Genomic DNA, 23560 nt, shown 5'->3' with positions numbered 1-23560 from the left:
CTAGTGTGAAATGTCCCTATTTGTCAGGTTGTGGGAGGCATTAGCGATGCGGAACGCCCGGACCGTATTCGTCGGCACCCTCGCCACGGCCCTGCTCCTGGCCGCCGGCTGCACCTCGGGTGGAGGCTCGGGCGGCGGCCCCGGCGCGCCCGGCACGTCGCAGGAGCAAGGACCGGTGGCCAAGCTGTCGATCACCCCCGCGAACGGCACGAAGAAGGTGGCCCCGGACACCGGGGTCAGCGTCAAGGCCACCGACGGCAAGGTCACCAAGCTGACCGTCGCCGACGCCAAGGGGCGTGAGGTGCGCGGGACCCTCGGTGCGGACGGGACGTGGCACCCGACGTGGCCGTTGCGGCCCTCGACCGCGTACACGGTGAGCGCGCAGGCGACCGGCACGGACGGCAAGCCCGTCACCGCGCAGGCCACGTTCACCACGCTCAAGCCGAAGCGGGTGCTGGAGAGCGGCATGTCCCCGCTGGACGGCGAGAAGGTCGGCGTCGGCATGCCCGTCCAGCTCCTGCTCTCGCAGCCCGTGACCGCCGAGAAGGACCGGGTCGCGGTCGAGAAGTCGCTGGTGGTGCGGATGTCCAAGCCGGTCGAGGGCGCGTGGAGCTGGGTGAGCGACCGCGAGGTCCAGTTCAGGCCGCGCGAGTACTGGCCGGTCGGCGAGAAGGTCACGGTGGTCGCGCACCTGGCCGGGCTGCGGACGGGCCGGGACCTGTGGGGCACGAAGGACCGCAGCCTGACGTTCACCGTCGGCGACGAGCACATCACCGAGGTCAGCAACGCCACCCACCAGGCGGTCGTGCGGGAGAACGGCGAGGTCGTCAAGACCATCCCGGTCAGCCTGGGCAAGCCCGGGGACGACAGCTGGTCCGGCGTCATGATCGCCCAGGAGAAGGCCGCGTCGACCGTCATGGACTCCGCCACCATCGGCAAGCCGGGCGAATACCGCATCACCACCAAGTGGAACGTCCGGATGACCTACAGCGGCACGTTCTTCCACGCCGCCCCCTGGTCGACCGGCGCGCAGGGCAACAGCAACGTCAGCCACGGCTGCGTGAACGCCAGCCCGGCCAACGCCCGCTGGTTCTACGAGTTCACGCAGCGAGGGGACATCATCGAGGTCAAGGGGACGTCGCGGAAACTGCGCTTCGGCAACGGCCCGACGCCGTGGGCGAAGTCGTGGGACGGCTGGCTGGCGGGCAGCGCCCTGGGCAAGCCGATCAACAGCTAGTCGCCCCGGATCACCCTGTTACGTCACCATCCGGGCCGGGCATGGTCTGGGAGGCACACCGGAATTGTCATCGCCGTCGAGAGAAGGGCGTTGTGAAACTGCGTGCTGAATGACGGAATCGGACGGGGGATGGCCCGGCTTCCCGCCGTGGCCCTGTGGCTGCTGGTCTGGCTCTTGAACGCCTACGAGTTCCTGCTGACGATCTAGGCGCTCGTTCCCGGGACCACCAGGCCGGACTCGTACGCGACGACGACCAGCTGCGCCCTGTCGCGCACGCCGAGCTTGGTCATCGACCTGCTCACGTGGGTCTTGGCGGTGGCACCGCTGATCACCAGGTGCTCGGCGATCTCCTCGTTGGACATGCCCCGGGCCACCAGGGCCACGATCTCGCGTTCGCGGTCGGTCAGGCGTTCGAGGCCGGGCGCGGGAGTGGGGCGGGGAGGGGTGCTGACGTACTCCTCGATGAGGCGGCGGGTCACCGAGGGCGACAGGAGCGCGTCGCCGCGGGCGGCCACCCGTACCGACTGGAGCAGGTCGCCGGGCTCGATGTCCTTGAGCAGGAAGCCGCTGGCCCCGGCCCGGAGCGCGGCGAAGACGTACTCGTCGAGCGCGTAGTTCGTGAGGATCACCACGCGGACGCCGTCGAGGTCGGGGGCGGCGCCTATCCTGCGGGTGGTCTGGATGCCGTCGAGCAGCGGCATGCGCACGTCGAGCAGGGCCACGTCCGGGAGCAGGCGTCTGGCCAGCTCGACGGCCTCCACGCCGTTGGCCGCCTCGCCGACCACGGTGATGTCGTCGGTGAGCTCCAGCAGCGCCCGGAACCCCGCACGGATCAGCGGCTGGTCGTCCGCCAGCAGAACCCTGATCACCGCAGGACCCGCGCCGCCGGCCGCTGTCGCCTCGGGACCGTCACCGCCGCCCCCGTCGGACGCCGTCATGCCGGGACCCGGACGGGCAGCTCGGCGCGGACCGCGAAGCCGCCGTTCTCGTGGGGCCCCGCGGTGAGCGAGCCGCCGATGGCGACCGCGCGCTCGCGCATCCCGATCAACCCCATCCCCGGCCCGGCGGTGCCCGCCTCGCCATCGTTCTCCACCCGCAGCACGATCCTCGACGGATCGTATTCGACCGCGACCGTGACCGTCGCGGCGCCCGCGTGGCGCAGCACGTTGGTCAGCGCCTCCTGCGCGATGCGGTACGCGGCCCGGTCCACCTCGGGCGGCAGCGCGTACGGCGTCCCGGCCACGGTGTGCGCCACCCGCAGCCCCGCCCCCTCTGCCCTGGAGACCAGGCGCGGCAGCCTGGACAGCCCTGCCTCCTCCGGCTCGCTCTGGCGCAGCACGCCCAGCGTGGCCCGCAGCTCGCGCATCGCCTCGTGCCCCGATTCCTTGATCGCGACCAGCGACTCCCTGGCCCGCGCCGGGTCGCGCTCCAGCAACTGCATGGCCACCGCCACCTGCACGTTGACCACGGAGATGCTGTGGGTGAGCGAGTCGTGCAGCTCCTGCGCGATCCACAGCCGCTCCTCGCCGGCCCGGCGCAGTGCCGCCTCCTCGCGGGTGCGCTCGGCCTCCTCGGCGCGCTGCTCCACCGCCCGCAGGTACGCGCGGCCCTGCCCGGTCAGCCGGCCGATCACCACCATGGCCACCAGCCACCCGCTCAGCAGCCCCATCCAGCTGCCCGGGGGCGGATCGTCCGCGCCGATCGCCATGAGCCCGTACATCCCCGCGGCCAGCGCCACCGACAGCCAGATCGCCGCCTTGTGGCGGCCGAGCGAGGCCAGCGTGTAGATCGAGGCCAGCGCGGGCGCCGAGGTGAACACGCCCGGGTAGTGCAGCGCGTAGTAGACGACCCCGGCGGCCGCCGCGACCACGCCCGCCGCCAGCGGCGCGGCGCGCCGGAAGGCCAGCGTCAGCGACGCGACCACGATCAGCGTCAGGCCCATCGGGTCGAGGGGGCGCTCCAGCGGGCCGGTCCACGAGAGGTTCGCGTACGTCCCTCCCGTGATCGCCGCCAAGGCGGCCGCCGCGACGAGGGCGTCCGTTCTCCGGCTGTCCATGCTCACAAGGTAGGCGACCGGGCCGGGGCCGGTCGTCGCCCCACGGTTGTATGTTCGCGGCCCTGGTGCAGGCCCGGTGTCATCCCGCGGTCGTACGTTCGTGGCCCCGGACGGGCGGCGTACTCCACGGGGCGTATGCCCGGAAGCCCTCCTGCGTGGGACGCGGCTCCAGGGGGCCTGCCTGGAGCATTCCGTGCATGACCGCATCACCCTCCCCTCCGCCCGGCTGGATCGTCTGGTCGCTGCGGGTGCTCGCCACCGGGCACCTGGCCGGAGTGCTCGGGCAGGCCGCGCTGGCCGGGCTCTTCGTCACCGGCGACGTCGACCTGCTGGCCTGGCACCAGAACAACGCCGGGTTCACGCACGGCCTGCTCTACCTGCAGCTGGTGGCCGCCGTCCTGCTGTGGCGGCCGGGACGGGGGCCGGGTTGGCCCGCGCCGGCCAGCCTGGGCCTCGTGGCGCTGGAGACGGCGCAGGTGGCGCTGGGGCAGTGGCGGGTGCTGGGGCTGCACTTCCCGATCGGCATGGCGATCTTCGGGCTGTCCGCCGTCTTCACCGTCTGGACCTGGCGGGCCTACCGCCACGGCGCCGGCGCGAAGGTCTCACGTGGTGTCGGCGCGGACCGCCCGAGCGCCGCATGAGCGCCCTGACCAGGCGGGGGTTCCTCGGGGTGCTGGGCGGGGCCGCGCTGGCCGCCGCCGGGTGCGCCGAGATCTCCGGAGAGCTGCTGCGCAGCCGGCTGACCCTGCCCCGGCCGTTCACCGTGCCGCTCCCGATCCCCGAGGTCGCCCGCCCGGTACGCCCCGGCCGCTACGAGGTGACGCAGCGGGCCGCGAGGATCGAGATCATCCCCGGCACCACCACCGAGGTCCTGGGCTACGGCGGAACCTTCCCAGGCCCCACGTTCGACCTGCGGCGCGGCAGTCGCGTCACGGTCGCCGTGCGCAACGAGCTGAGCGTGCCCACCTCCACCCACCTGCACGGCGGCGTCACCCCGCCCGGCTCCGACGGCTACCCGACCGACCTCGTGGCGCCCGGAGGCGGGACGAAGGACTACGACTACCCGCTGGAGCAGCGGGCCGCCACGCTCTGGTACCACGACCACCGGATGGACTTCACCGGGCCGCAGGTGTGGCGGGGGCTGGCCGGGATGGCGCTGGTGCGCGACGAGGAGGAGGACGCGCTGCCGCTGCCGAGGGGGGAGCGGGAGCTGCCGCTGATGATCTGCGACCGGGCGTTCGACGAGGACGGCTCCTTCCGGTACCCGAGCCCGCCCGAGAGCGGTCACACCGGTCACACCGGTCACATGGGCGGCCACATGGCCGCGGTCGACGGCGACTACATGGAAGGCGTCGAGGGGGACGTGATCCTCGTCAACGGGGCGCCCTGGCCGGTGGCCGAGGTGACGGCCACCCGCTACCGGCTGCGGCTGCTGAACGCCTCGAACGCCCGCCGCTACCGGCTCCGGCTCGCGCCGGGCGGCCGGTTCACGCAGATCGGGAGCGACTCCGGCCTCCTGGCCGCGCCCGTCGCGCACGACGAGCTCCCGATCGCGCCGGGCGAGCGGTACGACGTGGTGGTCGACTTCTCCGCCTACCCCGTCGGCACCGCGGTCACCCTCGTCAACACCCTCGCCGACGGCCCCGCCCGGAACGTCATGCGCTTCGTCGTCGCCCGCCGCGCCGCCGACGACACCGCCGTACCGGCCGTGCTGTCCCGCCCGCCCGGTCGCGTGGCGCCCGTGACCACCCGCGGGTTCGACTTCCGCAGGTCGCCGGAGGGGGTCTGGACGATCAACGGCCGGCCCTACCGGCCCGGCGTCCCGCTGGCCCGCCCCCGGCTGGGCACCGCCGAGGTCTGGCGCCTGTCCAGCGACTTCCACCACCCCGTGCACGTCCACCTGGCCCACTTCCTGGTGCTGGCCAGGAACGGCCGGGCCCCCGCCGCCTCGGACGCGGGGTGGAAGGACACCGTGGACGTGCGTCCGTACGAGGTGGTGGACGTGCTCGCCCGCTTCGACGGCCACCGCGGCCGGTACATGCTCCACTGCCACAACCTGGAGCACGAGGACATGGCGATGATGGCCGATTTCGAGGTGATCTGACCCACCAGAAGCCTGCCCGGCCGGGTAGGGAAGACTCTCATCAGACTCGTCTGATGAGAATGAGGAGCAGGCATGCACATCGTACGGTTCGTCAGCCCTTTGACCGACGCTCCCGCGGTCGGCGTCGACGACGGCGAGCAGGTGGTGGAGCTGGCCGGCGTCACGACCGTGGCCGAGCTGCTGCGGCTCCCGGTCGAGGGGCTGCGCGAGCGGCTGGCGGGGGCCGACGGGCAGGGGCACCCGTCCGCGTCCGTGCGGCGGCTCGCGCCGGTGGACGGGCAGATGGAGGTCTGGGCGGCCGGCGTGACGTACCGGCGCTCGCGCGAGGCGCGGGTGCTGGAGAGCGAGCGCGCCGCCGACGTGTACGAGCTGGTCTACGACGCCGAGCGCCCGGAGCTGTTCTTCAAGTCGGTGGCCTGGAAGGTCTCGGGTGACGGCGGGCGCATCGCGGTGCGGTCGGACTCCGAGATCGACGTGCCGGAGCCGGAGCTCGGCCTGGTGCTGAACACGGCCGGGGAGATCGTGGGCTACACGGTCGTCGACGACGTGAGCTCGCGCACCATCGAGGGCGTCAACCCGCTCTACCTGCCGCAGGCCAAGATCTACCTGGGCGCGTGCGCGGTCGGCCCGGCGATCAGGCCCGTGTGGGAGGTGTCCGACCCGTACGCGCTGGACATCACGCTCACGATCGCCAGGGGCGGCGAGACGGTGTGGGACGGCAAGGCGTCCACGTCGGGCCTGCACCGGCGACTCGACGAGCTGGCGGGCTACCTGTTCCGCGCCGACTCCTTCCCCGACGGCGCCGTGCTGGCCACCGGCACCAGCCTGGTGCCCGACCTGCCGTTCACGCTGCAGGACGGCGACACGGTGACGATCGGCATCGCCGAGATCGGCATCCTGACGACCACCGTGGTCAGGGGCCTGGAGGCCATGCGCCGCCCGGTGTGAGCCCCCGGCGGGGCCGGCGCGGCGAGCGCGCCGGCCCGGTCACCAGGGGGACGGAGGCGGGGGCGCCACGACCGGCGGACGGTCGTCGCAGGTGATGGTGTTCGGCAGGAGCCACGGCGCCAGCCAGGGCCCCGCCGTGCCGCCACCGTCGTTCCCGCCGAGATCGGTCAGGGCGAACTCCGAGCCCGTGGGCGGGAAGCCGAACGAGCCGCAGTTGTTCACCCCGACCGCGCCGACGTTCCGCGCGTCCACGTTCTCGAACGTCGCCGACCCCTTCACCCGCGCGCTCACCACCGACGTCCCGGTCCCGTCGACCCGGATGTCCTTGAAGTGCACGTTCGTGATCGAATACAGGTCCTTCACCGACCACTCGCTCACCAGCATGATCGCGTTGTACGTGTTGTCCAGGAAGTGGTTGCCGGCCACCTGGACGTCCGCGGAGATGTCTCTCTCCAGCGCGTAGAACCAGATGGCCCCGAGCCCGATGTTCCAGTTCAGCTCGTACGTCCCGGACCTGACCGTGGTGTTGCCGGTGATCAGCAGCCGCCCGGTGAACGGCTCGGCGCCGAAGCGGGAGCCGACCTGGATGGCGCTGCCCTCCCTGACCGGGTCGGCCACGAGGTTGTTCGAGATCGTGTTGTCCCTGCCGCCGTAGACGGCGATGCCGTTGGCGAGCACGGGCGTCTGGACGGTGTTGTGGTCGAACGTGTTGCCGCTGTCGGCGCTCTTCTCCGACCACATGGCCAGCGCGTCGTCGCCGCTGTTGCGGATGAAGTTGTTCGACACGACGGAGCCGGTGACGCCGGTGTGGAAGTTCACGGCGTCGGCGATCTGGTCGACGATCACGTTGTCGGTGATCCGCACGTTCGTCATCGGCCCGTCGAACCACATGCCGACCTTGGTGTGCCGGATGTGCAGGCCGTCGATCGTGGAATCGCTCATCGCGCCGCCGATCGCGTTCACCTGGTCGGTGTCGACGCGCTCCCGCACGTCCCCCTCGATGGCGAACCCCGACAGGTGCACGTTCGTGCTGCCGCCGGGCTTGCCGTAGAAGCCGACGCCCGTGTGCACCGAGCCGTCCGGCGCCGGGCTCCCGAGCGGGACCTCATGGCCCTTGATGATCGTGTACCAGTTCCCCGCGCCCGTGATGGTCACGTCGTCCACGATGATGTGCCGGTTCACCTGGTACGTGCCCGGCGGGACGTACACCTCCAGCCGCTTGCGCTGGGCGAAGGCGATGGCCCGGTCGAACGCGTCCGACGACTCGCGCCGTCCGGACGGGTCGGCCCCGAACGCCAGCACATTGGCCGCCGCGAGCCTGACCCGCGGCGGTCCCACGAGCTGGGAGTCCAGCAGGTCGATGACCGTCCACGCGGCGGCGCTCCCCACGGGGGCCGTGAGGCGTACCCGGTCGCCCGCGCGGTACGTGCGGCCGAGCAGCAGGCGCTGCTCGTCGTAGAAGTGGTTCGGGCGGAACGGCTTCGCGATCACGGGTGGCGGCGTCGTGGCGCTCGGCACGCACGAGCACTCGGTGATCCACCAGTCGGGGTGCAGCAGGCCGGCGCCGGGGTCGTTGGAGAACGGGTACTGGTTGTACAGCCACGCGTACTGGGACGTCAGCGTCATGGTCCGGCTGCCCTTGCCGTTGACCGTGACGTCGAGCGGCGCGGTGATGCCGCCCCCGCCGGGCGCGTCGGGGATGCTGTAGCGGACGGTGATCGCGTCGGCCGCGCGCGGCAGCGTGAACTCCACGTGCTGCCCCGGCGCCAGCCGCACCGCCTTCCGGCCCGACGCCTCCGCGGGCAGCGTGTACGCGCCGCGGTCGGGGCCGATGACCGTGCCGTTCGTGACGGCGTTCTCCGCCTCCTGCTCCAGGAAGTCCACGGCGGCGCCCCGCCCCGCGACGAGCGCCGGATCGAGGGCCGCCCGCGTCACGACGGGGGCGGGGCCGGAAGAGGCGTGGGCCGGGGAGGCGGTGAGGGCCGCCGCGGCCGCGCATAAGACAGCCAGGACCGTGCGTGGCATCCGGTGCTCGTTTCTCTCGGGGGTGAGGCGACAGTAGGCGTCCGCACACCGATACACAAGATGTTGTGAAGTAGTTTCGCGAATCTGCCGATTTCTTGCGTTGACTTGCGTTCTGTTGCGGACCATGGCTTTGTCAGGGATGCGCATTTATGTTCATGAATATGAGCGAGACGGCCGTCGGGCTGCGCGGGCTGCGCAAGGAGTTCGGACCCGTCACGGCCGTCGACGGCGTCGACCTGGACGTACGCGACGGGGAGTTCTTCGCCATGCTCGGGCCGTCCGGCTCGGGCAAGACCACCGTGCTGCGGATGATCGCCGGATTCGAGGCGCCGACGGCGGGCGGCGTCGAGCTGGACGGCAGGGACGTGACCCGCCTGGCCCCGTTCGAGCGGGACGTCAACACCGTCTTCCAGGACTACGCGCTCTTCCCCCACATGAACGTGCTGGCCAACGTCGAGTACGGGCTGCGCGTGAAGAGGGTGCCGCGGGCCGAGCGGCGCGAGCGGGCACGGGACGCGCTGCGCTCCGTGCGCCTGGAGGGCTTCGAGGACCGGCGCCCGGCCCAGCTCTCCGGCGGCCAGCGGCAGCGCGTCGCGCTCGCCCGCGCGCTGGTCAACCGCCCGCGCGTGCTGCTGCTGGACGAGCCGCTCGGCGCGCTCGACCTCAAGCTGCGCGAGGAGATGCAGGTCGAGCTGAAGGAGCTGCAGCGCGAGGTCGGCATCACCTTCCTGTTCGTCACGCACGACCAGGAGGAGGCGTTGACGATGAGCGACCGGGTGGCCGTGTTCGACAGGGGCAGGATCGAGCAGGTCGGCCCGCCGGCCGAGGTCTACGAGCGGCCCGCCACCGAGTTCGTGGCCGGGTTCGTGGGCACCTCCAACCTCATCTCCGGCGCAGCCGCCGAGAAGGTGCTCGGCCGCGCGGGCACCTACAGCATCCGCCCCGAGAAGCTGCGCGTCGCCCTCGACGGCGCCCCGGACGCCGGTCCGGGGGAGCAGTCGGCCGCGGGCACGATCGCGGAGATCGTGTACGCCGGCGCCGCCACCAGGTTCGTCGTGGACCTCGATGCCGGCGGCAGGCTGATCGCGCTCCAGCAGAACCTCCAGGTCTCGTCCATGGACGTGACGGGCCTGCGAGGTGCCCGCGTCCGGCTCGTGTGGCAGCGGCGGCACGAGTTCGCGATCACGTCCAGGTAAGGAGAGGACATGCGACCGAGCGGATTAGCTATCACCGCGGCGGCACTCGCGCTCGTCACCGCCTGCGGTGGCGGCGCCGCCACGACCGGCGGCGCGCCGGCGCCGGGCCAGAGCGGCTTCGTGCCGCCCAAGATCGACGCGCTGGGGAGCCTCGGCGCGGGCGAGGGCCAGGTCAACCTCGTGGCCTGGGCCGGGTACGTCGAGGACGGCACCAACGACCCCAAGGTCGACTGGGTCACCCCGTTCGAGCAGGCCACCGGATGCCAGGTGAACACCAAGGTCGCGGGCACCTCGGACGAGATGGTCAACCTCATGAAGACCGGCCAGTACGACGCGGTCTCGGCCTCCGGCGACGCCTCGCTGCGGCTGATCGCGGCCGGCACGGTTGCGCCCGTCAACACCGCCCTGATCCCGAACTACGCGGACGTGTTCGACGGCCTGAAGGAGAAGCCGTGGAACTCGGTCGGCGGCGTCCCCTACGGCGTCCCGCACGGCCGCGGCGCCAACCTGCTGATGTGGCGCACCGACACCGTGCAGCCCGCGCCCGACTCGTGGAGCGTGGTGTTCGACCCGGCCTCGCCGTACAAGGGCAAGGTGACGGCCTACGACTCGCCCATCTCCATCGCGGACGCGGCCGTCTACCTGATGGCGACCAGGCCGGAGCTCGGCGTCAAGAACCCGTACGCGCTGGACGACCGGCAGTTCCAGGCCGCGGTCGACCTGCTCAAGCAGCAGAAGCAGATCGTCGGCGAGTACTGGTCCGACTACACCAAGGAGATCCAGGCGTTCAAGAGCGGCGACTCGGTGGTCGGCACCACCTGGCAGGTGATCGTCAACGTGGCGCAGGGCGAGAAGGCGCCGGTCCAGGCGACGCTGCCGAAGGAGGGCGCGACCGGCTGGTCGGACACGTGGATGGTGGCCGCCAAGGCCGCGCACCCCAACTGTGCGTACAAGTGGCTCGACCACATCATCTCGCCGAAGGCGAACGCCCAGGTGGCGGAGTACTTCGGGGAGGCGCCGTCGAACGCGAAGGCGTGCCAGGAGACCGCCGACCCCAAGCACTGCGACACGTTCCACGCCACCGACGAGGCGTACTTCTCCAAGGTCCACTACTGGACGACGCCGATCGCGCAGTGCCTCGACGGGCGCACCGACGTGAAGTGCAAGGACTACGCCGAGTGGACGCGGGCCTGGACGGAGATCAAGGGGTGAGAGCGGCCGCCCGGGGCCCGGCGCGGCGGTGGCTCGCGGGCTTCCTGCACCGCCGGGCCGGGGTGCGGCTGTCGCTGCTGCTGTCGGCGCCGCTGGCGTGGCTCGGGCTGGCGTACCTGGGTGCGCTGGCGGCGCTGTTCGTCACCGCGTTCTACACCACCGACACCTTCACCGGGAACCTGGTCAGGACGCTCACCTGGGCGAACTTCCGGGACCTCGTCACCGTCGAGGTCTACAGGACGGTCGCGCTGCGCTCGGTCGGCGTGGCGCTCGCGGTGACCGCGATCGATCTGGTGGTGGCCTTCCCGATGGCGTTCGCCATGGCCAAGCTGGCCTCGCCGCGGGCGCGACGCTGGCTGGTGATCGCGGTGCTGACGCCGCTGTGGGCGTCGTACCTGGTCAAGGCGTACGCGTGGCGGGTCATGCTGTCGTCGGGCGGGCTGCTGGGGTGGGGGTTCGGGGTGACGGCGACGATCCTGACGCTGGCGTACCTGTGGCTGCCGTACATGATCCTGCCGATCTACGCGGGGCTCGAGCGGCTGCCGGACTCGTTGCTGGAGGCGGCCGGGGATCTCGGGGCGCGGTCGTGGCGGGTGTTCCGCACGGTGGTGTGGCCGCTGGCGTTCCCCGCCGTGGTCGCGGGGTCGATCTTCACCTTCTCGCTGTCGCTCGGCGACTACATCGCCGTCAAGATCGTCGGCGGGCGCAGCCAGCTCATCGGGAACGTCGTCTACGACAACATCGGGGCGGCCAACAACCTGCCGTTCGCGGCCGCGGTGGCGACCGTGCCCGTCGTGATCATGCTGGCGTACCTGGCGGCGGTGCGCCGTACCGGGGCCTTGGAGAACCTGTGAACCTTTCGCGCACGGCCCGGCTGCTGTTCCGCCTCGCGCTCTTCGCGGGGCTCGGCGTGATCTACGTGCCGCTGCTCGTCGTGCTGCTCAACTCCGTCAACGCCGACCGCACCTTCGGCTGGCCGCCCCCGGGGCTGACGACCCGCTGGTGGGGCGCGGCCTGGAACTCGTCGGGGGTGCGCGACGCGCTGTGGACGTCCGTGCAGGCGGGGCTGGGGGCGACGGCCGTCGCGCTGATGCTGGGGACGATGGCGGCCTTCGCCGTGCAGCGCTACCGCTTCTTCGGGCGCGACACGGTCTCCCTCGTGATCATCCTGCCCATCGCCCTGCCGGGCATCGTGACCGGGATCGCGCTGAACAACGCCTTCCGCACCGTGCTGGAGCCGTTCGGGATCGGTCTGGGGCTGTTCACGGTGGTGGTGGGGCACGCCACGTTCTGCGTGGTGACGGTCTACAACAACGTGCTGGCGCGGCTGCGGCGGATGGGCGGCTCGCTGGAGGAGGCGTCGGCGGATCTGGGGGCGGACCCGTTCACCACCTTCCGGTTGGTGACGTTCCCGATGATGCGCTCGGCGCTGCTGGCGGGCGGGCTGCTGGCGTTCGCGCTGTCGTTCGACGAGATCATCGTCACCACCTTCACGGCGGGGGCGGGGGTCCGGACGCTGCCGATCTGGATCTTCGAGAACCTCTTCAGGCCGAACCAGGCGCCGGTGGTGAACGTGGTGGCCGCCGCGCTGATCGTCGCCTCGGTGGTGCCGGTCTACCTCGCCCAGCGACTGTCCACCGACGTGGGCGCCCACTGACCCGCCGTCAGAGGGCGCCCACGGGAGGGCGTGTGTCAGTCGCGGTACGTGCGGACGTAGTCGAACTCGGCGAGGGCGCCCGACCGGTTCATCGAGATCAGCCCGATCCTGAGCGGCCCCTTCGCCGGGAGGGTCCACACGCCGTTGCGCACCCAGCGCCGGCCGTCCCGGCTGGTCGCCGCGCGCACCTCGTTCTCGCCGTTCGCCGCGTCGAAGTGGTACGACATCCGCAACCACATCGTCCCGGCCGTCGGCCCTCCGAACATGGGCCCGTTGAACACGGCGGTCGGCGGCGTGGTCGTCGGCCGCTCGCCCTCCTTGGAGAACTCGCTGACCTGCAGCATCGCCCCGTTGCCGCGGGCCAGCGGCAGCACCGAGTGGGCCATCTTGAAGTACCGGTCGTCGTTCTCGTACAGCACGAGCCCGGCCTGCTGGTTGCCCTGCGTCGGCGCGAAGTCCAGCTTCGCCTCCACCGTGTAGTCGCCCTGCGGCGCCTCCCGCAGCAGCACCGACGCCGTGTTGGTGCCCCGGTGCAGCTCGGCGTTCTGGGTGGGCCAGGACAGCGCGCCGCCGGAGACGGCGACCCCGGGCGCCGGGCCGCGTACCCACTGCCACTTCGCGTCGATCGCCGTGCCGTCGAACTCGTCGCCGAACTCCGGCAGCAGCTCCCCGGGCGACGGCTCGGGCACCCGTTGGGTGACGGGCGTGTACAGCCTGGCGGCCCCGACGTTGTCGGCGTCGGCCGCGCCGCGCGCCACCACGCCGACCGAGCCGGGGCGGGCGGCGGCCCGCGGCAGGGAGCGCGTCTGCTCCGCGACCGGATCGCCGAGCTTGTCACCGCTCACCTGGACGGTGAGCCGGGTGCCGCGCAACTCGGCGACCACGGTGTGCCAGGTGCCGAGGTCGAACCCGGCGGGCAGCGCCGTCACCTGCGCGCCGCGACTCGTGCCGCCGATCACCACGTCGGTGACCAGGGCTTTGCGGTCCCGGTCGAGCCAGGCCGCCACGTGGTTGTTCCGGTTGACGTGGGCGAGCGTGAGCCCGGCCGCGCCGGAGGACACCCGCAGGTCCGCCTGCGCCCGCACGTCGGCGGACGGCGTCTTCTTCGCCGAGACCAGGTAAGACAGGGCGCCGGTGTGGCTCGCGTACCCGTGGGCGTCCTGGCCGGTCCTCGCCTGCCAGCCGGGCCCGGTCTGCCAGCCGTTCAGCGAGCCGTCGCCGAAGGTGCCCCCGGCGTCGTACGAGGTGACCGGCGCGGGCTGGGCGCCCTCCGACGGCCCGGCCCCCGCGCGGACCACGGGCCAGCCGTCGATCCAGTCCAGCCGGTCGATCAGCAGCGGGCGCTTGGTCAGCCCCGACGGCCCGTTGGTGATCGGCGGGAAGTCCGGGTCGGCCGTCGAGATGGCGTGGTAGACCAGCCAGTCCTGGCCGGACAGGTCCGTGACGAAGCCGCTGTGGCCCGGCCCGGCCCAGCGGTTGCCGTTCGCGCCGACGACGATGGCGCCCTTGGAGGTCAGCTCCATCAGGTCCACGCCCTCGTCGTCCGTGAACGGGCCGAGCGGGCTGGTCGCGCGGCCGGCCTTGACCTGGTAGCCGCTGTAGGAGCCGTCGCAGCAGCCGGCGTCGGAGTAGAACAGGTAGTAGAAGCCGCCGCGGCGGACCACGTACCCGCCCTCCATCCGGCGGCCCCTGGCGACCTGCGTCACCGGGCCCTCGACGCGGGTGGCGTCGGCGTTCATCCGCGCGACGCAGATGGTGTCGTAGCTGCCCCAGTACAGGTAGTGGCTGCCGTCCACGTCCGTGAACTGGGCCTGGTCGATGGTGTTCGTCGGGCACGCGTCCTGGGCGGCGGCCGGGATCACGTCGCCCCGGTCCGTCCACGGGCCGGTCGGGCCCGGCGCGGTGGCCAGGCCGACGTCGCCGGAGGCCAGCGAGTAGTAGAGGTGGTACTGCCCGCCGACGTAGCGGATGTCGGGGGCCCAGAGCCGGGCGCCGGCGTGCCAGGCGGGCTTGGTCTGCGGGGTGAAGACCTCGCCGGCGTACTCCCAGCTCACCAGGTCCTTGGAGCGCAGGATCGGCAGCATCCGCTCGCCGGCCTCGCCCTTGCTGCTGAACACGGGGTTCTGGGTGCCGTAGGCGTACCAGAGCCCATCCCTGGCGTGGATCACCGTCGGGTCGGGGAGGGAGTCGACCACGCCGGCCGAGACCGGGTTGGTGAACAGCCCGGACAGCAGGGCGGCGACGCCTAAGAGGATCTTCATCCCGTGGTGCCCTCTTTCTCGAAAGCGCTCAGCGTGGGGTCGTAGTCGGAATGGCCGATGTCGTACATCGGGGTCATCCAGTGGTAGAAGTTGTCGCCGCGCTCCCGGAGCAGGTCGTACATCCTGCGCATCAGGCGGCGGCGGACCGGGGCCAGCTCGGGGTGGGTGTAGCGGTTGCTGAGCTCGTACGGGTCGGCGTGCAGGTCGTACAGCTCGTTGACCGACTCCGGGTTGACGACCAGCTTGTAGCGGTCGTCGCGGAGCATCCGCTGCGGGTAGGGGAAGTGATGGCCGTGGAACTCGGCGAGCAACTCACCCGGCCACTCCGGACGCTCGCCGCGGACCAGCGGCACCAGGCTGCGGCTGTCCACCGCGGGCTTCGTGTCGCAGCCCGCCAGCTCCAGGATCGTCGCGGTGCAGTCGGTGAGCGTCACGAACTCGTTCCTGACCTGCGGTTCCGCGCCGGGGATCCGGACGATGCCGGGGATGCGGTAGATGTCCTCGTACATGGCCGGGCCCTTGTCGTGCAGCCGGTGCGCGCCGGTGAACTCGCCGTGGTCGGCGGTGAAGAAGACCGAGGTCTCGTCCGACAGACCCAGCTCGTCGAGGCGGTCGAGGATCCGCCCGAGCTGCCGGTCGATCAGCGTCACGTAGCCCCAGTAGACCGCGATCAGCTTCCGCGTGACCTCGATCGGGATCGTGTCGAACGTCCAGTGCTCGCTGTAGTTGCGCTGCACCGGTGGCTTGCCCTCGAACGTCTCCGCGATCGACGGCGGCAGCTCGACCAGCGCCGGGTCGTACATGTCGAAGTACTCGTCCGGCAGCAGGTAGGGCAGGTGCGGCCCGAAGAAGTGCGCGGCCAGGAAGAACGGCCGGCCGTCGGCCGCGTACCTGTCCAGGTGTTCGATGGTCCGGGTCGCCAGGTAGTGCTCGAACGTGGCCTCCTCCGGCTGGTGCAGCCGCGCCGCCAGCAGGTTGCCCTGGTTGCCGTTGGGCGTGGTGCCCCGGATCAGGTCCGAGATCCGGTACGGCGGCAGCCCTCGCTCCTCCAGGTACGCCAGGTAGTCGGGATGATCGACCGGGTTGTGCCAGCCGGGCAGGTCGGGCCCGTCGAAGCCGTAGGAGGCGGCGTTGCGCGTGGTGCCCCCGTGCCACTTGCCGATCAGCCCCAGCTGGTAGCCGCGCTCCTTCAGCGCGCCGGGGAAGGTGAAGGCGTCCTCCCGCAGGTCCTCCAGGTAGCCGACGTTGCGCTCGTAGTTCGCCAGCAGCCGGTGCCGGAACGGCGCCTGCCCGGTGAGCAGGCTGGCCCGCGCCGGCGTGCAGATGGCCGTCGGCGTGTAGAACCGGTCGAACCGGGTGCCGGTCGCGGCCAGCCTGTCCAGGTTGGGCGTGGCCACGTGCGGGTTGCCATAGCAGCCCAGGGTGTCGACGCGGTGCTGGTCGGTCATCAGGAACAGCAGGTTCACTTGCTGAACGCCTTCTCGTAGAGGTCGCCGGTGTAGTACGTGGCCGGGTCGGGCCGCGACTTGAGCTGGCCGGTGCCGACGAAGAAGTCGCCCAGGCTGTTCAGCCACTTGGCGACCGTGCCGTCCTTGGTCTTGGCGACCAGGTCGGCCGTCGTCATCGTCTGGACGTTCGCCGCGTCGGCCTTGACCTTGGCCGGGTCGAGCTTGAGCAGCGCGGCGGCCTCGGTGATCGCCTCGTCGGGGTGGGCGGCCCGCCAGTCGTTGGCCTCCTGCAGCACCTTGATGACCTTGCCGGTGAGCTCCTGGTCCACCTTGGGGCCGCCGACGAACGCGGTCGGGAACGAGTTGTCCGGGAACTCCCTGGTGCTGGCCACCTCCACCATGCCCGGCACCTTCTGCTTGATCGTGTCGATCAGCGGGTACCAGATGCCGGCGCCGTCGATCTGCCCGGCCGAGAACGCCGACACGACGGTGGCCGGGTCCATCGGCACCTTCTGGATGTCCTGGGCGGTCATCCCGGCCTTCTTCAGCGCCAGGTTGAGCACCATGTCGCCGGACGTGCCCTCGGGCACGCCGACCTTCTTGCCCTTGAGGTCCTGCATGGTCGAGATGCCGGGGCGGCCGATGACGCGGTCGGCGTACGCGAGCGTGTTGATCGCGACGACCTTGGCCTTGCCGGTGGCGGGCAGCCACATGGCGCCCGGGCCGATGTAGCCGAAGTCGAGGTCGCCCGCGCCGAGCGCCTGGATCTGCAGCGGCCCGTTGGTGAAGACCTTGATCTCGGGGGTGAGGCCCTGCTTCTGCCACAGGCCCTGCTTGTTCGCGATCGCGAGCAGGCTGGCGCCGTTGTAGTCGCTGATGTAGCCGAAGCGGACCGTGCTGCCGTCGCCGGAGCAGGCGGTCACGGAGAGTGCCAGCACGGTCGCCGCCGTGGCGGCCGTCAGGGCGCGGCGAAGAGAACGCATGGCGGGTGGCTCCTTTCGGGAAAGGGGGGAGGGGGAGGGAGCAGGGTCAGGCCGCGGGTGCCTGGTGGTAGACGGAGTGCCAGACCTCGTTGCGGATCCGCCCGAACTCGGGCGACAGCCGCATCTCCTCTGTCCTCGGGTAGGGCAGGTCCACGTCGATGACCTGCTGGACGCGGCCGGGCCTGGCCGCCATGACGATCACGCGCCTGGCCAGGTAGACGGCCTCGTCCACGTCGTGGGTGATGAACATGACCGTGCGCTGCTCCTGGCTCCAGGTGTCGAGGAGCTGGTCCTGCAACTGCACCCGGGTGAGCGCGTCGAGCGCGCCGAACGGCTCGTCCATGAGCAGGACCTGCGGGTTCACCGCGTACGCGCGGGCGATCGCGCAGCGCTGCTTCATGCCGCCGGACAGCGTCTTGGGCAGCGCGTCGGCGAAGTCGGACAGCCCGACCAGCTCGATCGCCCGCTCGGCCCGCCGCCTGCGCTCGTCGGCGGGCAACTGGGCCAGCTTCAGGCCGAACTCGACGTTCTTGCGCACGGTCAGCCACGGGAACAGCGCGTACTGCTGGAAGATCACCCCCCGCTCGGGCCCCGGCCCGGTGACCGGCACGCCGTCCACCAGCACCTCGCCCGACGTGGGTTCGACCAGCCCGGCCGCCATGCTCATCAGCGTGCTCTTGCCGCACCCCGACGGGCCCACGACCGTGACGAACTCGCGGTCGGCAATGTCCAGGGACACGCGGTCGAGCGCGGTGAACGTGGTGTCCTTCATCGGGTACGTCTTGATGACGTCCCGGAACGAGATCTTGCTGTTCATCGGCGTTCCTGCCAGTCGGTGAGGTGGCGCTCGGCCAGCAGCAGCAGCCGGTCCATCAGCAGGCCGAGCACGCCGATGGCGATCAGGCCCACGAAGATCGTGGACAGGTCGTAGTAGAGCTGGGCCTGCTGCATGCGGAAGCCCAGGCCCTCCTGGGCGGCGATCAGCTCCGCGGCGACCAGCGTGCCCCAGGCCGAGCCGAGCCCGACCCGCATGCCGACCAGGATGAACGGCGTGGAGGCCGGCACCACGACCTTGAGGAAGATCGTCCGGTCGGACGCGCCGAGCACGCGGGCGGCGTTGATCAGGGTCCTGTCCACATCCACCACGCCCTGGAAGGTCGCCACGACGCTGGACAGGAAGGCCGCCAGGAAGATCACGAAGACCTTCGGCACCTCGCCGATGCCGAGGAGCACGATGGCCAGCGGGATGATCGCCAGGGGCGGGATGGTCCGGAAGAACTGGATGTAGGGCTCGAGCAGGCCGCGTGCGGTGGCGTACCAGCCCATGAGGAAGCCGATCGGGACGGCCAGCAGGGTGCCGAGCAGGAAGCCCAGCAGCACCCTGCGCAGGCTGGCCAGCGCGTCGCCCAGGAGCGTGCCGTCGGCGATCAGCTCGCCTGCCTTGGCCGCGACCTCGAGCGGGGTCGGCAGGCCCTGCACGCCCAGAACGCCCAGCAGCGTCCAGACGGCCAGCCCGGCGGCGACCGCGATCAGGTTGAGCGCGACGGCCCGCTGAGGGCGCCTGGGTGCGCGCCGTACCGCCGGGGATTTGGCCAGCGTGGTGAGCTGAGTCATGGTTGCCTCTGCTTGGTGTCCTCGAGGAGGTCGGGTGCGAGATCGGGGCCCGCGGGGTAGCGGGACAGCAGCGGGGACTCGTGCAGCACCAGGGCGATGCCGCCGAGGGCGCCCGCGGCCTCGCCGAGCGTGGCCCGGCGCAGGCTGACGCGGTGCCTGGAGACCGGCATGACCCGGGCGCGCAGCGCCCGCTCGACCGGCTCGACCAGCGCGGTGCCGGTCTCCGCCAGCTCGCCGCCGACCACGATCACGGAGGGGCCGATCGCGTTGCACACGGCCGCGAGCACGCCGCCGATCGTGCCACCGACGTCCTCCAGGAGGGTAAGGGCCGTGCCGTCGCCCGCCCTGATCGCCTTCACCAGCTCGGGCACGTCGTCGGCCCGCCCGCCCGCGGCGCGGTAGGCGTCCAGCACGGCTCTTATCGAGGCCACGGTCTCCAGGCAGCCGCTGCCGCCGCAGTCGCAGGGCGCGCCGTCCGGGTCGACCGTGATGTGGCCGAACTCGCCGGACAGCCCGTACGCGCCCCGGTGCAGCGCGCCGCCGACCACCAGGCCACCGCCGACACCGTGGGACAGGCGCAGGTAGAGCACGTCCCGGTCGCCGGCGGCGGCGCCCCAGATCGCCTCGCCCAGGGCAGCCAGCCTGGTGTTGTTGTCCAGCAGCACCGGCGCGCCGAACCGCTCGCGCAGCAGCGACTGCACGGGGTGGGCGGGCTCGTCCGCCGCCAGGTCGTCCTCGGGCTCCGGCGCTTCCAGGTCGTCCTCGGGCTCCCGCCAGCCGACCGGGCCGACCACGCCGGCGCCGATCGCGCTGAGCGCGCCCAGCCGCAGGCCGCCGTCGTTGAGGGAGCCGACGAGCCGTTCGGCCAGGTCCACCCGCTGCTCCCAGGGCAGGTCGGCGTCGTGCGGCTCGCTGGCCGAGCCGACGATCTCGTGGGCCAGGTTGACGGCGGCGACGTGCACCGCGCGGCGGGCGAAGTCGATGCCGATGGCCTGGCCGGCCTCAGGGTTGAGGGTCAGCGTCTCGGCCGGCCGGCCGCGGCCGCGCGGGGTGTCCTGCGGGCTGGCGGTGACGACCGCGCCGCCGGCGACCAGCCCGGCGAGGATGTCGTACAGGGTGGTGCGGGAGAGCTGGCAGAGCTTGCCGAGCTCGCCCCGGCTGAGCGGGCCGTGCTTGCGCAGCAGCCCGAGCACGAGCTCTTCGTGCCCGCGCCTCAGCTGCGCCAAGGGACCACGGGGGTGTGACATAACGCGAAGTGTGCCGACCTTGCGTGTTTTTCGTCAATAACCCGGAAAAAACCACAAATATGGCGATGAGCTGGGAGAACGCCGTGCGAAGGGTTTCGCGGCGCTCGTAACTTTCCGGTAACAGGCCGTGCGCGGTGATCGCCCCGCAAGTCCGATCCGTTGACTTTTGTTTGGATGGTCGCCAAATTAAAGACAGTCCGCAGCCGACCCTGGAAGGCGACCATGAGGCGCTTGCTCGCGGTGTTCCTGGTCCTGCTCTGCGTCCTGCTGGGAGCGCCCGCGGGCGTCGGCGCGGCCGCGCACGAGGTCACGTACGACAGGTACTCGCTGAAGGTGGACGGCGAGCGGCTCGTCCTGCAGTCGGCCGAGTTCCACTACTTCCGGCTGCCGAGCCCCGAGCTGTGGCGGGACGTGCTGGAGAAGCTCAGGGCGGCCGGGTTCAACGCGGTCTCGATCTACTTCTCGTGGGCGTACCACTCGCCGAAGCCCGGCGTGTACGACTTCACCGGCGTGCGCGACGTGGACCGCCTCCTGCGGACCGCCCGGCAGGCCGGCCTGTACGTGATCGCCCGCCCCGGGCCGTACATCAACGCCGAGAGCACCGGCGGCGGCCTGCCCGCCTGGGTGAAGACCGTGCCGGGCCGGGCCCGCAGCAGCGCGCCCGGCTACCAGGCCGCCTACCGCGAGTGGCTGCACCGGATCAACCCGATCATCGCCCGGCACCAGGTCACCGGCGGCGGCCCGGTCATCCTCTACAACGCGGAGAACGAGTACCAGGTCAACACCGACGCCGCGTACATGCAGGACATCCAGGACCAGGCGCGGGCGGACGGCATCGACGTGCCGATCACCACGAACGACTGCTGCGACGCCGGGAGCTGGAGCTCGACGTGGGCGACCGGCCCGGGGGCGGTGCAGATCCCGGGGGTGGACGACTACCCGCAGTCCTTCGAGTGCGCCACTCCCGAGGTCTGGGGGCCCTGGGGGGAGGGGCTGACCGAGCGGCTGCGCGACGACATCCCGGTGTTCGCCGCCGAGTACCAGGCGGGCGCGATCGACCTGGGCAACGCCGGGTACGACAGGTGCCGCGAGCTGACCGGCCCGGCCTACATGAAGTACTTCTACAAGAACAACCTGGTCACGACCGGGGCGACCATGTTCTCGTACTACATGGGGTACGGCGGCACGAACTGGGGCTGGCTGGCCCAGCCCAACGACGTCTACACCTCCTACGACTACGGCGCCGCCATCACCGAGGCCCGGCAGCTCACGCCCAAATACGACGAGTTCAAGCGCCAGGGCTACTTCCTGGAGGCCGTCGCGCCGCTGGCCAAGACCGACCCGGTCACCTTGCCGGCCGCGCCGGACAACCCCGCCCTGACCACCACGGCCCGCGCGAACCCCGACACCGGCACCCAGTTCGTCCTGGTGAAACACGCCGACCGGGCCGCCACCGGCACGGACGACGCCACCCTCGACTGGGCCGCCCCTGACGGCCGCCACCGGGTGCCCGTGCGGGTCAAGGGGCGCGACGCGCACGTCCTGGTCGCCGGGTACGACCTGGGCGGCCAGCGCCTGGTCCTGTCCACGTCCGAGATCATGACGCACGCCTCCATCGGAGGTCGTGACGTCGCCCTCCTGTACGGCACCGCGGGCTCGCCCGGCGCCACGATGCTGCGCTACGGCTCGCGGCCGGCGGTCAAGGTGCTCGAAGGGGACGTACGGGCCGAGTACACCGGGGGCGACCTGCGCCTCGACTACACGCACGACGGCCTGGCCCGGGTGCTCGTCACGGGCGGCGGGCGGCGGCCGCTGCTGCTCCTGCTCGGCACGGACGAGACGGCGGCCGGGTTCTGGCGGGCCGAGACGGGGGCGGGGCCGGTGCTCGTCCGCGGCACCGAGTTGGTCCGCTCGGCCTCGGCGAGCGGCGACACCCTGAGGCTGGCGGCGGACACCGCGGGCGGGCAGGTCGAGGTGTTCGCGGGCCCGGCGGCGAGGCGGCTGCGGATCGGCGCGGAGGACGTACCCGTCACCCGCACCCCGAGCGGCTCGCTCCTGGGCGCCACCCGCGCCCCCGAACCGGTCCGCCTGCCCGCGCTGGCCGCCTGGCGCTCCCGCGCCGAGGCCCCGGAGGCCGCGCCCGGCTTCGACGACTCCCGCTGGACCGCCGCCGACCACACCACGACCGTCAGCCCGCACCAGCCGAAGACCCTGCCCGTCCTGTACGCCGACGACTACGGCTACCACTACGGCAACGTCTGGTACCGGGGCCACTTCACCGCCGCCGGATCCGAGACCAGGATCGACCTGAACGCCGTCACCGGCCTGCGCGGCAACTACCTGGTCTGGCTGAACGGCCGCTATCTCGGCTCGGCCGTCGGAGGCGTGGAGGCGGACTCCGGCGACGCGTCGACCCCGCCCAACCCCGACCCGGGCCCCGGCCACTTCGACCTCCCGGCGGGCGTGCTCAGGCCGGGCGCGGACAACGTGATCTCCGTCCTCATCGCCAACATGGGCCACAACGACGACTGGATCGCCGACGACCTGCGCTTCAAGCAGCCGCGCGGCCTGGTGGCCGCCACCGTCGGCGGCCCTGTCAGCGGCCCTGTCAGCGGCACTGTCGGCGGCACCCCGATCTCGTGGCGCATCCAGGGCTCGCCGGGCACGGACCCGCTGCGCGGGCCGCTCAACAACGGCGGCCTGTACGGGGAGCGCACCGGATGGCATCTCCCGACTTATCCCGACAAATCATGGAAAACCGCCAGCGCTGAGCTGCCCCCCGGCGTCACCTGGCTCCGGACCGCGTTCCGCCTCGACCTCCCCAAGGACCAGGACGCGCCGGTCGGGCTCCGCTTCGGCGGCGACCCGTCGCCCGCGTACCGCGTGCAGATCTTCCTGAACGGCTGGAACGTCGGCCAGTACGGCGGCGACATCGGCCCGCAGCGCGACTTCGTGCTGCCCGCCGGGATCCTGGACGAGCACGGGACCAACACGATCGCCCTGGCCGTCACCGCCGAGCAGCCCGTGGCGGGCCCTGGGCCGATCAGCCTGTTCACCTACGGCAACGTCCGCCAGGGCCGCTGACCGCCGTACTCCGGCGAAGGTCCTTTTTGGGGGGAAGGGGGCGCCGCGCTCGGGCCCTAGGGCTTCGGAAGGTCGGCCGTCGCGCTCGGGCCGCTAGTCGCGGTCCGGGACGGCGAGTTCGCCGAGCAGGGACCAGTCGTCCTGCGGGACGCTGGCGTTCACGATGCGCGGCGTCTCGGCGAGGTGGGGCGGCAGCGTCTGCTGGGCCTGCTTGAAGTGGGCCGACTGGACGTGCGCCGCCCCGGCGTCGCCGTCGCGGAACGCCTCCACCAGGATGTACTCCACCGGGTCCTCGACACTGCGCGACCAGTCGAACCACAGGCAGCCCGGCTCGGCCCTGGTCGCCTCGGTGAAGTCGGCGACGATCTCCGGCCAGCGGTCGGCGTGCTCGGGCAGGATACGGAACTTGGCGGTAATGAAGATCATCGGGCTGGCTCCTTCGAGTCCGTGGGGATCAAGCGTATCGAGATGACGTTGACAGGCATTCA

The 23560-nt window shown here is 71.6% G+C and carries 19 protein-coding genes; 9 read left to right on the top strand and 10 right to left on the bottom strand.

The window, feature by feature from the left end:
• Positions 1-46 precede the first annotated feature (46 nt).
• Positions 47-1237, top strand: a complete 1191-nt coding sequence (locus ACIHFD_RS52845) for an Ig-like domain-containing protein (protein ID WP_397373353.1) — start codon at positions 47-49, stop codon at positions 1235-1237.
• Between the two features lie 203 nt (positions 1238-1440).
• Here ACIHFD_RS52845 and ACIHFD_RS52840 read toward each other — a convergent pair whose 3' ends face one another.
• A complete protein-coding gene (locus tag ACIHFD_RS52840; protein ID WP_397373405.1) occupies positions 1441-2106 on the bottom strand; it encodes a response regulator in 666 nt (221 codons plus the stop codon).
• Between the two features lie 65 nt (positions 2107-2171).
• Positions 2172-3293, bottom strand: coding sequence for a sensor histidine kinase (locus tag ACIHFD_RS52835; RefSeq protein ID WP_397373352.1), 1122 nt, complete (start codon positions 3291-3293; stop codon positions 2172-2174).
• A 197-nt stretch (positions 3294-3490) separates the two neighbouring features.
• On the opposite strand from ACIHFD_RS52835, the gene ACIHFD_RS52830 reads away from it, so the two are divergent.
• The 3 genes from ACIHFD_RS52830 (at position 3491) to ACIHFD_RS52820 (ending at position 6345) form a co-directional block, all read left to right on the top strand.
• Positions 3491-3934, top strand: a complete 444-nt coding sequence (locus tag ACIHFD_RS52830; protein ID WP_397373351.1) for a hypothetical protein — start codon at positions 3491-3493, stop codon at positions 3932-3934.
• The gene (locus ACIHFD_RS52825) at positions 3931-5397 is read left to right on the top strand and encodes a multicopper oxidase family protein (RefSeq protein WP_397373350.1); all 1467 of its coding nucleotides are present in this window, start codon (positions 3931-3933) and stop codon (positions 5395-5397) included. Before ACIHFD_RS52830 ends, ACIHFD_RS52825 begins: the two co-directional genes overlap by 4 nt.
• Positions 5398-5469: 72 nt before the next feature.
• A complete protein-coding gene (locus ACIHFD_RS52820) occupies positions 5470-6345 on the top strand; it encodes a fumarylacetoacetate hydrolase family protein (RefSeq protein ID WP_397373349.1) in 876 nt (291 codons plus the stop codon).
• A 39-nt stretch (positions 6346-6384) separates the two neighbouring features.
• Here the strand turns inward: ACIHFD_RS52820 and ACIHFD_RS52815 are convergent, their stop codons facing one another.
• Positions 6385-8370 (bottom strand): glycosyl hydrolase family 28-related protein, encoded by a 1986-nt coding sequence (locus ACIHFD_RS52815; RefSeq protein WP_397373348.1) that lies wholly within the window; start codon positions 8368-8370, stop codon positions 6385-6387.
• A 161-nt stretch (positions 8371-8531) separates the two neighbouring features.
• On the opposite strand from ACIHFD_RS52815, the gene ACIHFD_RS52810 reads away from it, so the two are divergent.
• Genes ACIHFD_RS52810 through ACIHFD_RS52795 form a run of 4 tightly spaced genes read left to right on the top strand, consistent with a single transcriptional unit; the run spans position 8532 to position 12435 of the window.
• Positions 8532-9566: an ABC transporter ATP-binding protein gene (locus ACIHFD_RS52810; protein WP_397373347.1), complete on the top strand. Its 1035-nt coding sequence runs from the start codon at positions 8532-8534 to the stop codon at positions 9564-9566.
• A 9-nt stretch (positions 9567-9575) separates the two neighbouring features.
• Positions 9576-10778, top strand: coding sequence for an ABC transporter substrate-binding protein (locus ACIHFD_RS52805; protein WP_397373346.1), 1203 nt, complete (start codon positions 9576-9578; stop codon positions 10776-10778).
• The gene (locus tag ACIHFD_RS52800) at positions 10775-11632 is read left to right on the top strand and encodes an ABC transporter permease (RefSeq protein ID WP_397373345.1); all 858 of its coding nucleotides are present in this window, start codon (positions 10775-10777) and stop codon (positions 11630-11632) included. The genes ACIHFD_RS52805 and ACIHFD_RS52800 overlap by 4 nt, the downstream gene beginning before the upstream one ends.
• Entirely contained in the window at positions 11629-12435 is an 807-nt protein-coding gene (locus tag ACIHFD_RS52795; protein ID WP_397373344.1) for an ABC transporter permease, read from the top strand. Before ACIHFD_RS52800 ends, ACIHFD_RS52795 begins: the two co-directional genes overlap by 4 nt.
• A gap of 35 nt (positions 12436-12470) precedes the next feature.
• On the opposite strand, the gene ACIHFD_RS52790 is transcribed toward ACIHFD_RS52795, so the two are convergent.
• The 6 genes from ACIHFD_RS52790 to ACIHFD_RS52765 are packed head-to-tail and all read right to left on the bottom strand — an operon-like array spanning position 12471 to position 19988.
• Positions 12471-14696: a family 43 glycosylhydrolase gene (locus ACIHFD_RS52790; protein WP_397373343.1), complete on the bottom strand. Its 2226-nt coding sequence runs from the start codon at positions 14694-14696 to the stop codon at positions 12471-12473.
• Positions 14693-16162, bottom strand: a complete 1470-nt coding sequence (locus tag ACIHFD_RS52785; RefSeq protein ID WP_397373342.1) for a sulfatase-like hydrolase/transferase — start codon at positions 16160-16162, stop codon at positions 14693-14695. Before ACIHFD_RS52785 ends, ACIHFD_RS52790 begins: the two co-directional genes overlap by 4 nt.
• Positions 16159-17127, bottom strand: a complete 969-nt coding sequence (locus tag ACIHFD_RS52780; RefSeq protein ID WP_397373341.1) for an aliphatic sulfonate ABC transporter substrate-binding protein — start codon at positions 17125-17127, stop codon at positions 16159-16161. The genes ACIHFD_RS52785 and ACIHFD_RS52780 overlap by 4 nt, the downstream gene beginning before the upstream one ends.
• A gap of 46 nt (positions 17128-17173) precedes the next feature.
• Positions 17174-17944, bottom strand: coding sequence for an ABC transporter ATP-binding protein (locus ACIHFD_RS52775; RefSeq protein WP_397373340.1), 771 nt, complete (start codon positions 17942-17944; stop codon positions 17174-17176).
• Positions 17941-18741 carry an ABC transporter permease gene (locus ACIHFD_RS52770; protein ID WP_397373339.1) on the bottom strand — a complete coding sequence of 267 codons (801 nt, stop codon included), beginning with the start codon at positions 18739-18741 and terminating at the stop codon, positions 17941-17943. The genes ACIHFD_RS52775 and ACIHFD_RS52770 overlap by 4 nt, the downstream gene beginning before the upstream one ends.
• Positions 18738-19988 (bottom strand): ROK family protein, encoded by a 1251-nt coding sequence (locus ACIHFD_RS52765; RefSeq protein ID WP_397373338.1) that lies wholly within the window; start codon positions 19986-19988, stop codon positions 18738-18740. The genes ACIHFD_RS52770 and ACIHFD_RS52765 overlap by 4 nt, the downstream gene beginning before the upstream one ends.
• A gap of 222 nt (positions 19989-20210) precedes the next feature.
• Between ACIHFD_RS52765 and ACIHFD_RS52760 the strand changes: the two genes are divergently transcribed.
• A complete protein-coding gene (locus ACIHFD_RS52760; RefSeq protein WP_397373337.1) occupies positions 20211-23072 on the top strand; it encodes a beta-galactosidase in 2862 nt (953 codons plus the stop codon).
• A gap of 93 nt (positions 23073-23165) precedes the next feature.
• On the opposite strand, the gene ACIHFD_RS52755 is transcribed toward ACIHFD_RS52760, so the two are convergent.
• Positions 23166-23498: a putative quinol monooxygenase gene (locus tag ACIHFD_RS52755; RefSeq protein ID WP_397373336.1), complete on the bottom strand. Its 333-nt coding sequence runs from the start codon at positions 23496-23498 to the stop codon at positions 23166-23168.
• Between the last annotated feature and the right edge of the window lie 62 nt (positions 23499-23560).

Source organism: Nonomuraea sp. NPDC051941 (assembly GCF_044593615.1).
The sequence above is the reverse complement of the archived record's forward strand: the minus strand, read 5'-3'. Positions and strand labels throughout refer to the sequence as shown.

Coding starts and splice junctions, on each gene's coding strand:
- ACIHFD_RS52845 (WP_397373353.1), top strand. CDS start 47: ATGCGGAACGCCCGGACCGTATTCGTCGGCACCCTCGCCACGGCCCTG.
- ACIHFD_RS52835 (WP_397373352.1), bottom strand. CDS start 3,293: ATGGACAGCCGGAGAACGGACGCCCTCGTCGCGGCGGCCGCCTTGGCG.
- ACIHFD_RS52830 (WP_397373351.1), top strand. CDS start 3,491: ATGACCGCATCACCCTCCCCTCCGCCCGGCTGGATCGTCTGGTCGCTG.
- ACIHFD_RS52825 (WP_397373350.1), top strand. CDS start 3,931: ATGAGCGCCCTGACCAGGCGGGGGTTCCTCGGGGTGCTGGGCGGGGCC.
- ACIHFD_RS52820 (WP_397373349.1), top strand. CDS start 5,470: ATGCACATCGTACGGTTCGTCAGCCCTTTGACCGACGCTCCCGCGGTC.
- ACIHFD_RS52815 (WP_397373348.1), bottom strand. CDS start 8,370: ATGCCACGCACGGTCCTGGCTGTCTTATGCGCGGCCGCGGCGGCCCTC.
- ACIHFD_RS52810 (WP_397373347.1), top strand. CDS start 8,532: ATGAGCGAGACGGCCGTCGGGCTGCGCGGGCTGCGCAAGGAGTTCGGA.
- ACIHFD_RS52805 (WP_397373346.1), top strand. CDS start 9,576: ATGCGACCGAGCGGATTAGCTATCACCGCGGCGGCACTCGCGCTCGTC.
- ACIHFD_RS52790 (WP_397373343.1), bottom strand. CDS start 14,696: ATGAAGATCCTCTTAGGCGTCGCCGCCCTGCTGTCCGGGCTGTTCACC.
- ACIHFD_RS52780 (WP_397373341.1), bottom strand. CDS start 17,127: ATGCGTTCTCTTCGCCGCGCCCTGACGGCCGCCACGGCGGCGACCGTG.
- ACIHFD_RS52775 (WP_397373340.1), bottom strand. CDS start 17,944: ATGAACAGCAAGATCTCGTTCCGGGACGTCATCAAGACGTACCCGATG.
- ACIHFD_RS52770 (WP_397373339.1), bottom strand. CDS start 18,741: ATGACTCAGCTCACCACGCTGGCCAAATCCCCGGCGGTACGGCGCGCA.
- ACIHFD_RS52765 (WP_397373338.1), bottom strand. CDS start 19,988: ATGTCACACCCCCGTGGTCCCTTGGCGCAGCTGAGGCGCGGGCACGAA.
- ACIHFD_RS52760 (WP_397373337.1), top strand. CDS start 20,211: ATGAGGCGCTTGCTCGCGGTGTTCCTGGTCCTGCTCTGCGTCCTGCTG.
- ACIHFD_RS52755 (WP_397373336.1), bottom strand. CDS start 23,498: ATGATCTTCATTACCGCCAAGTTCCGTATCCTGCCCGAGCACGCCGAC.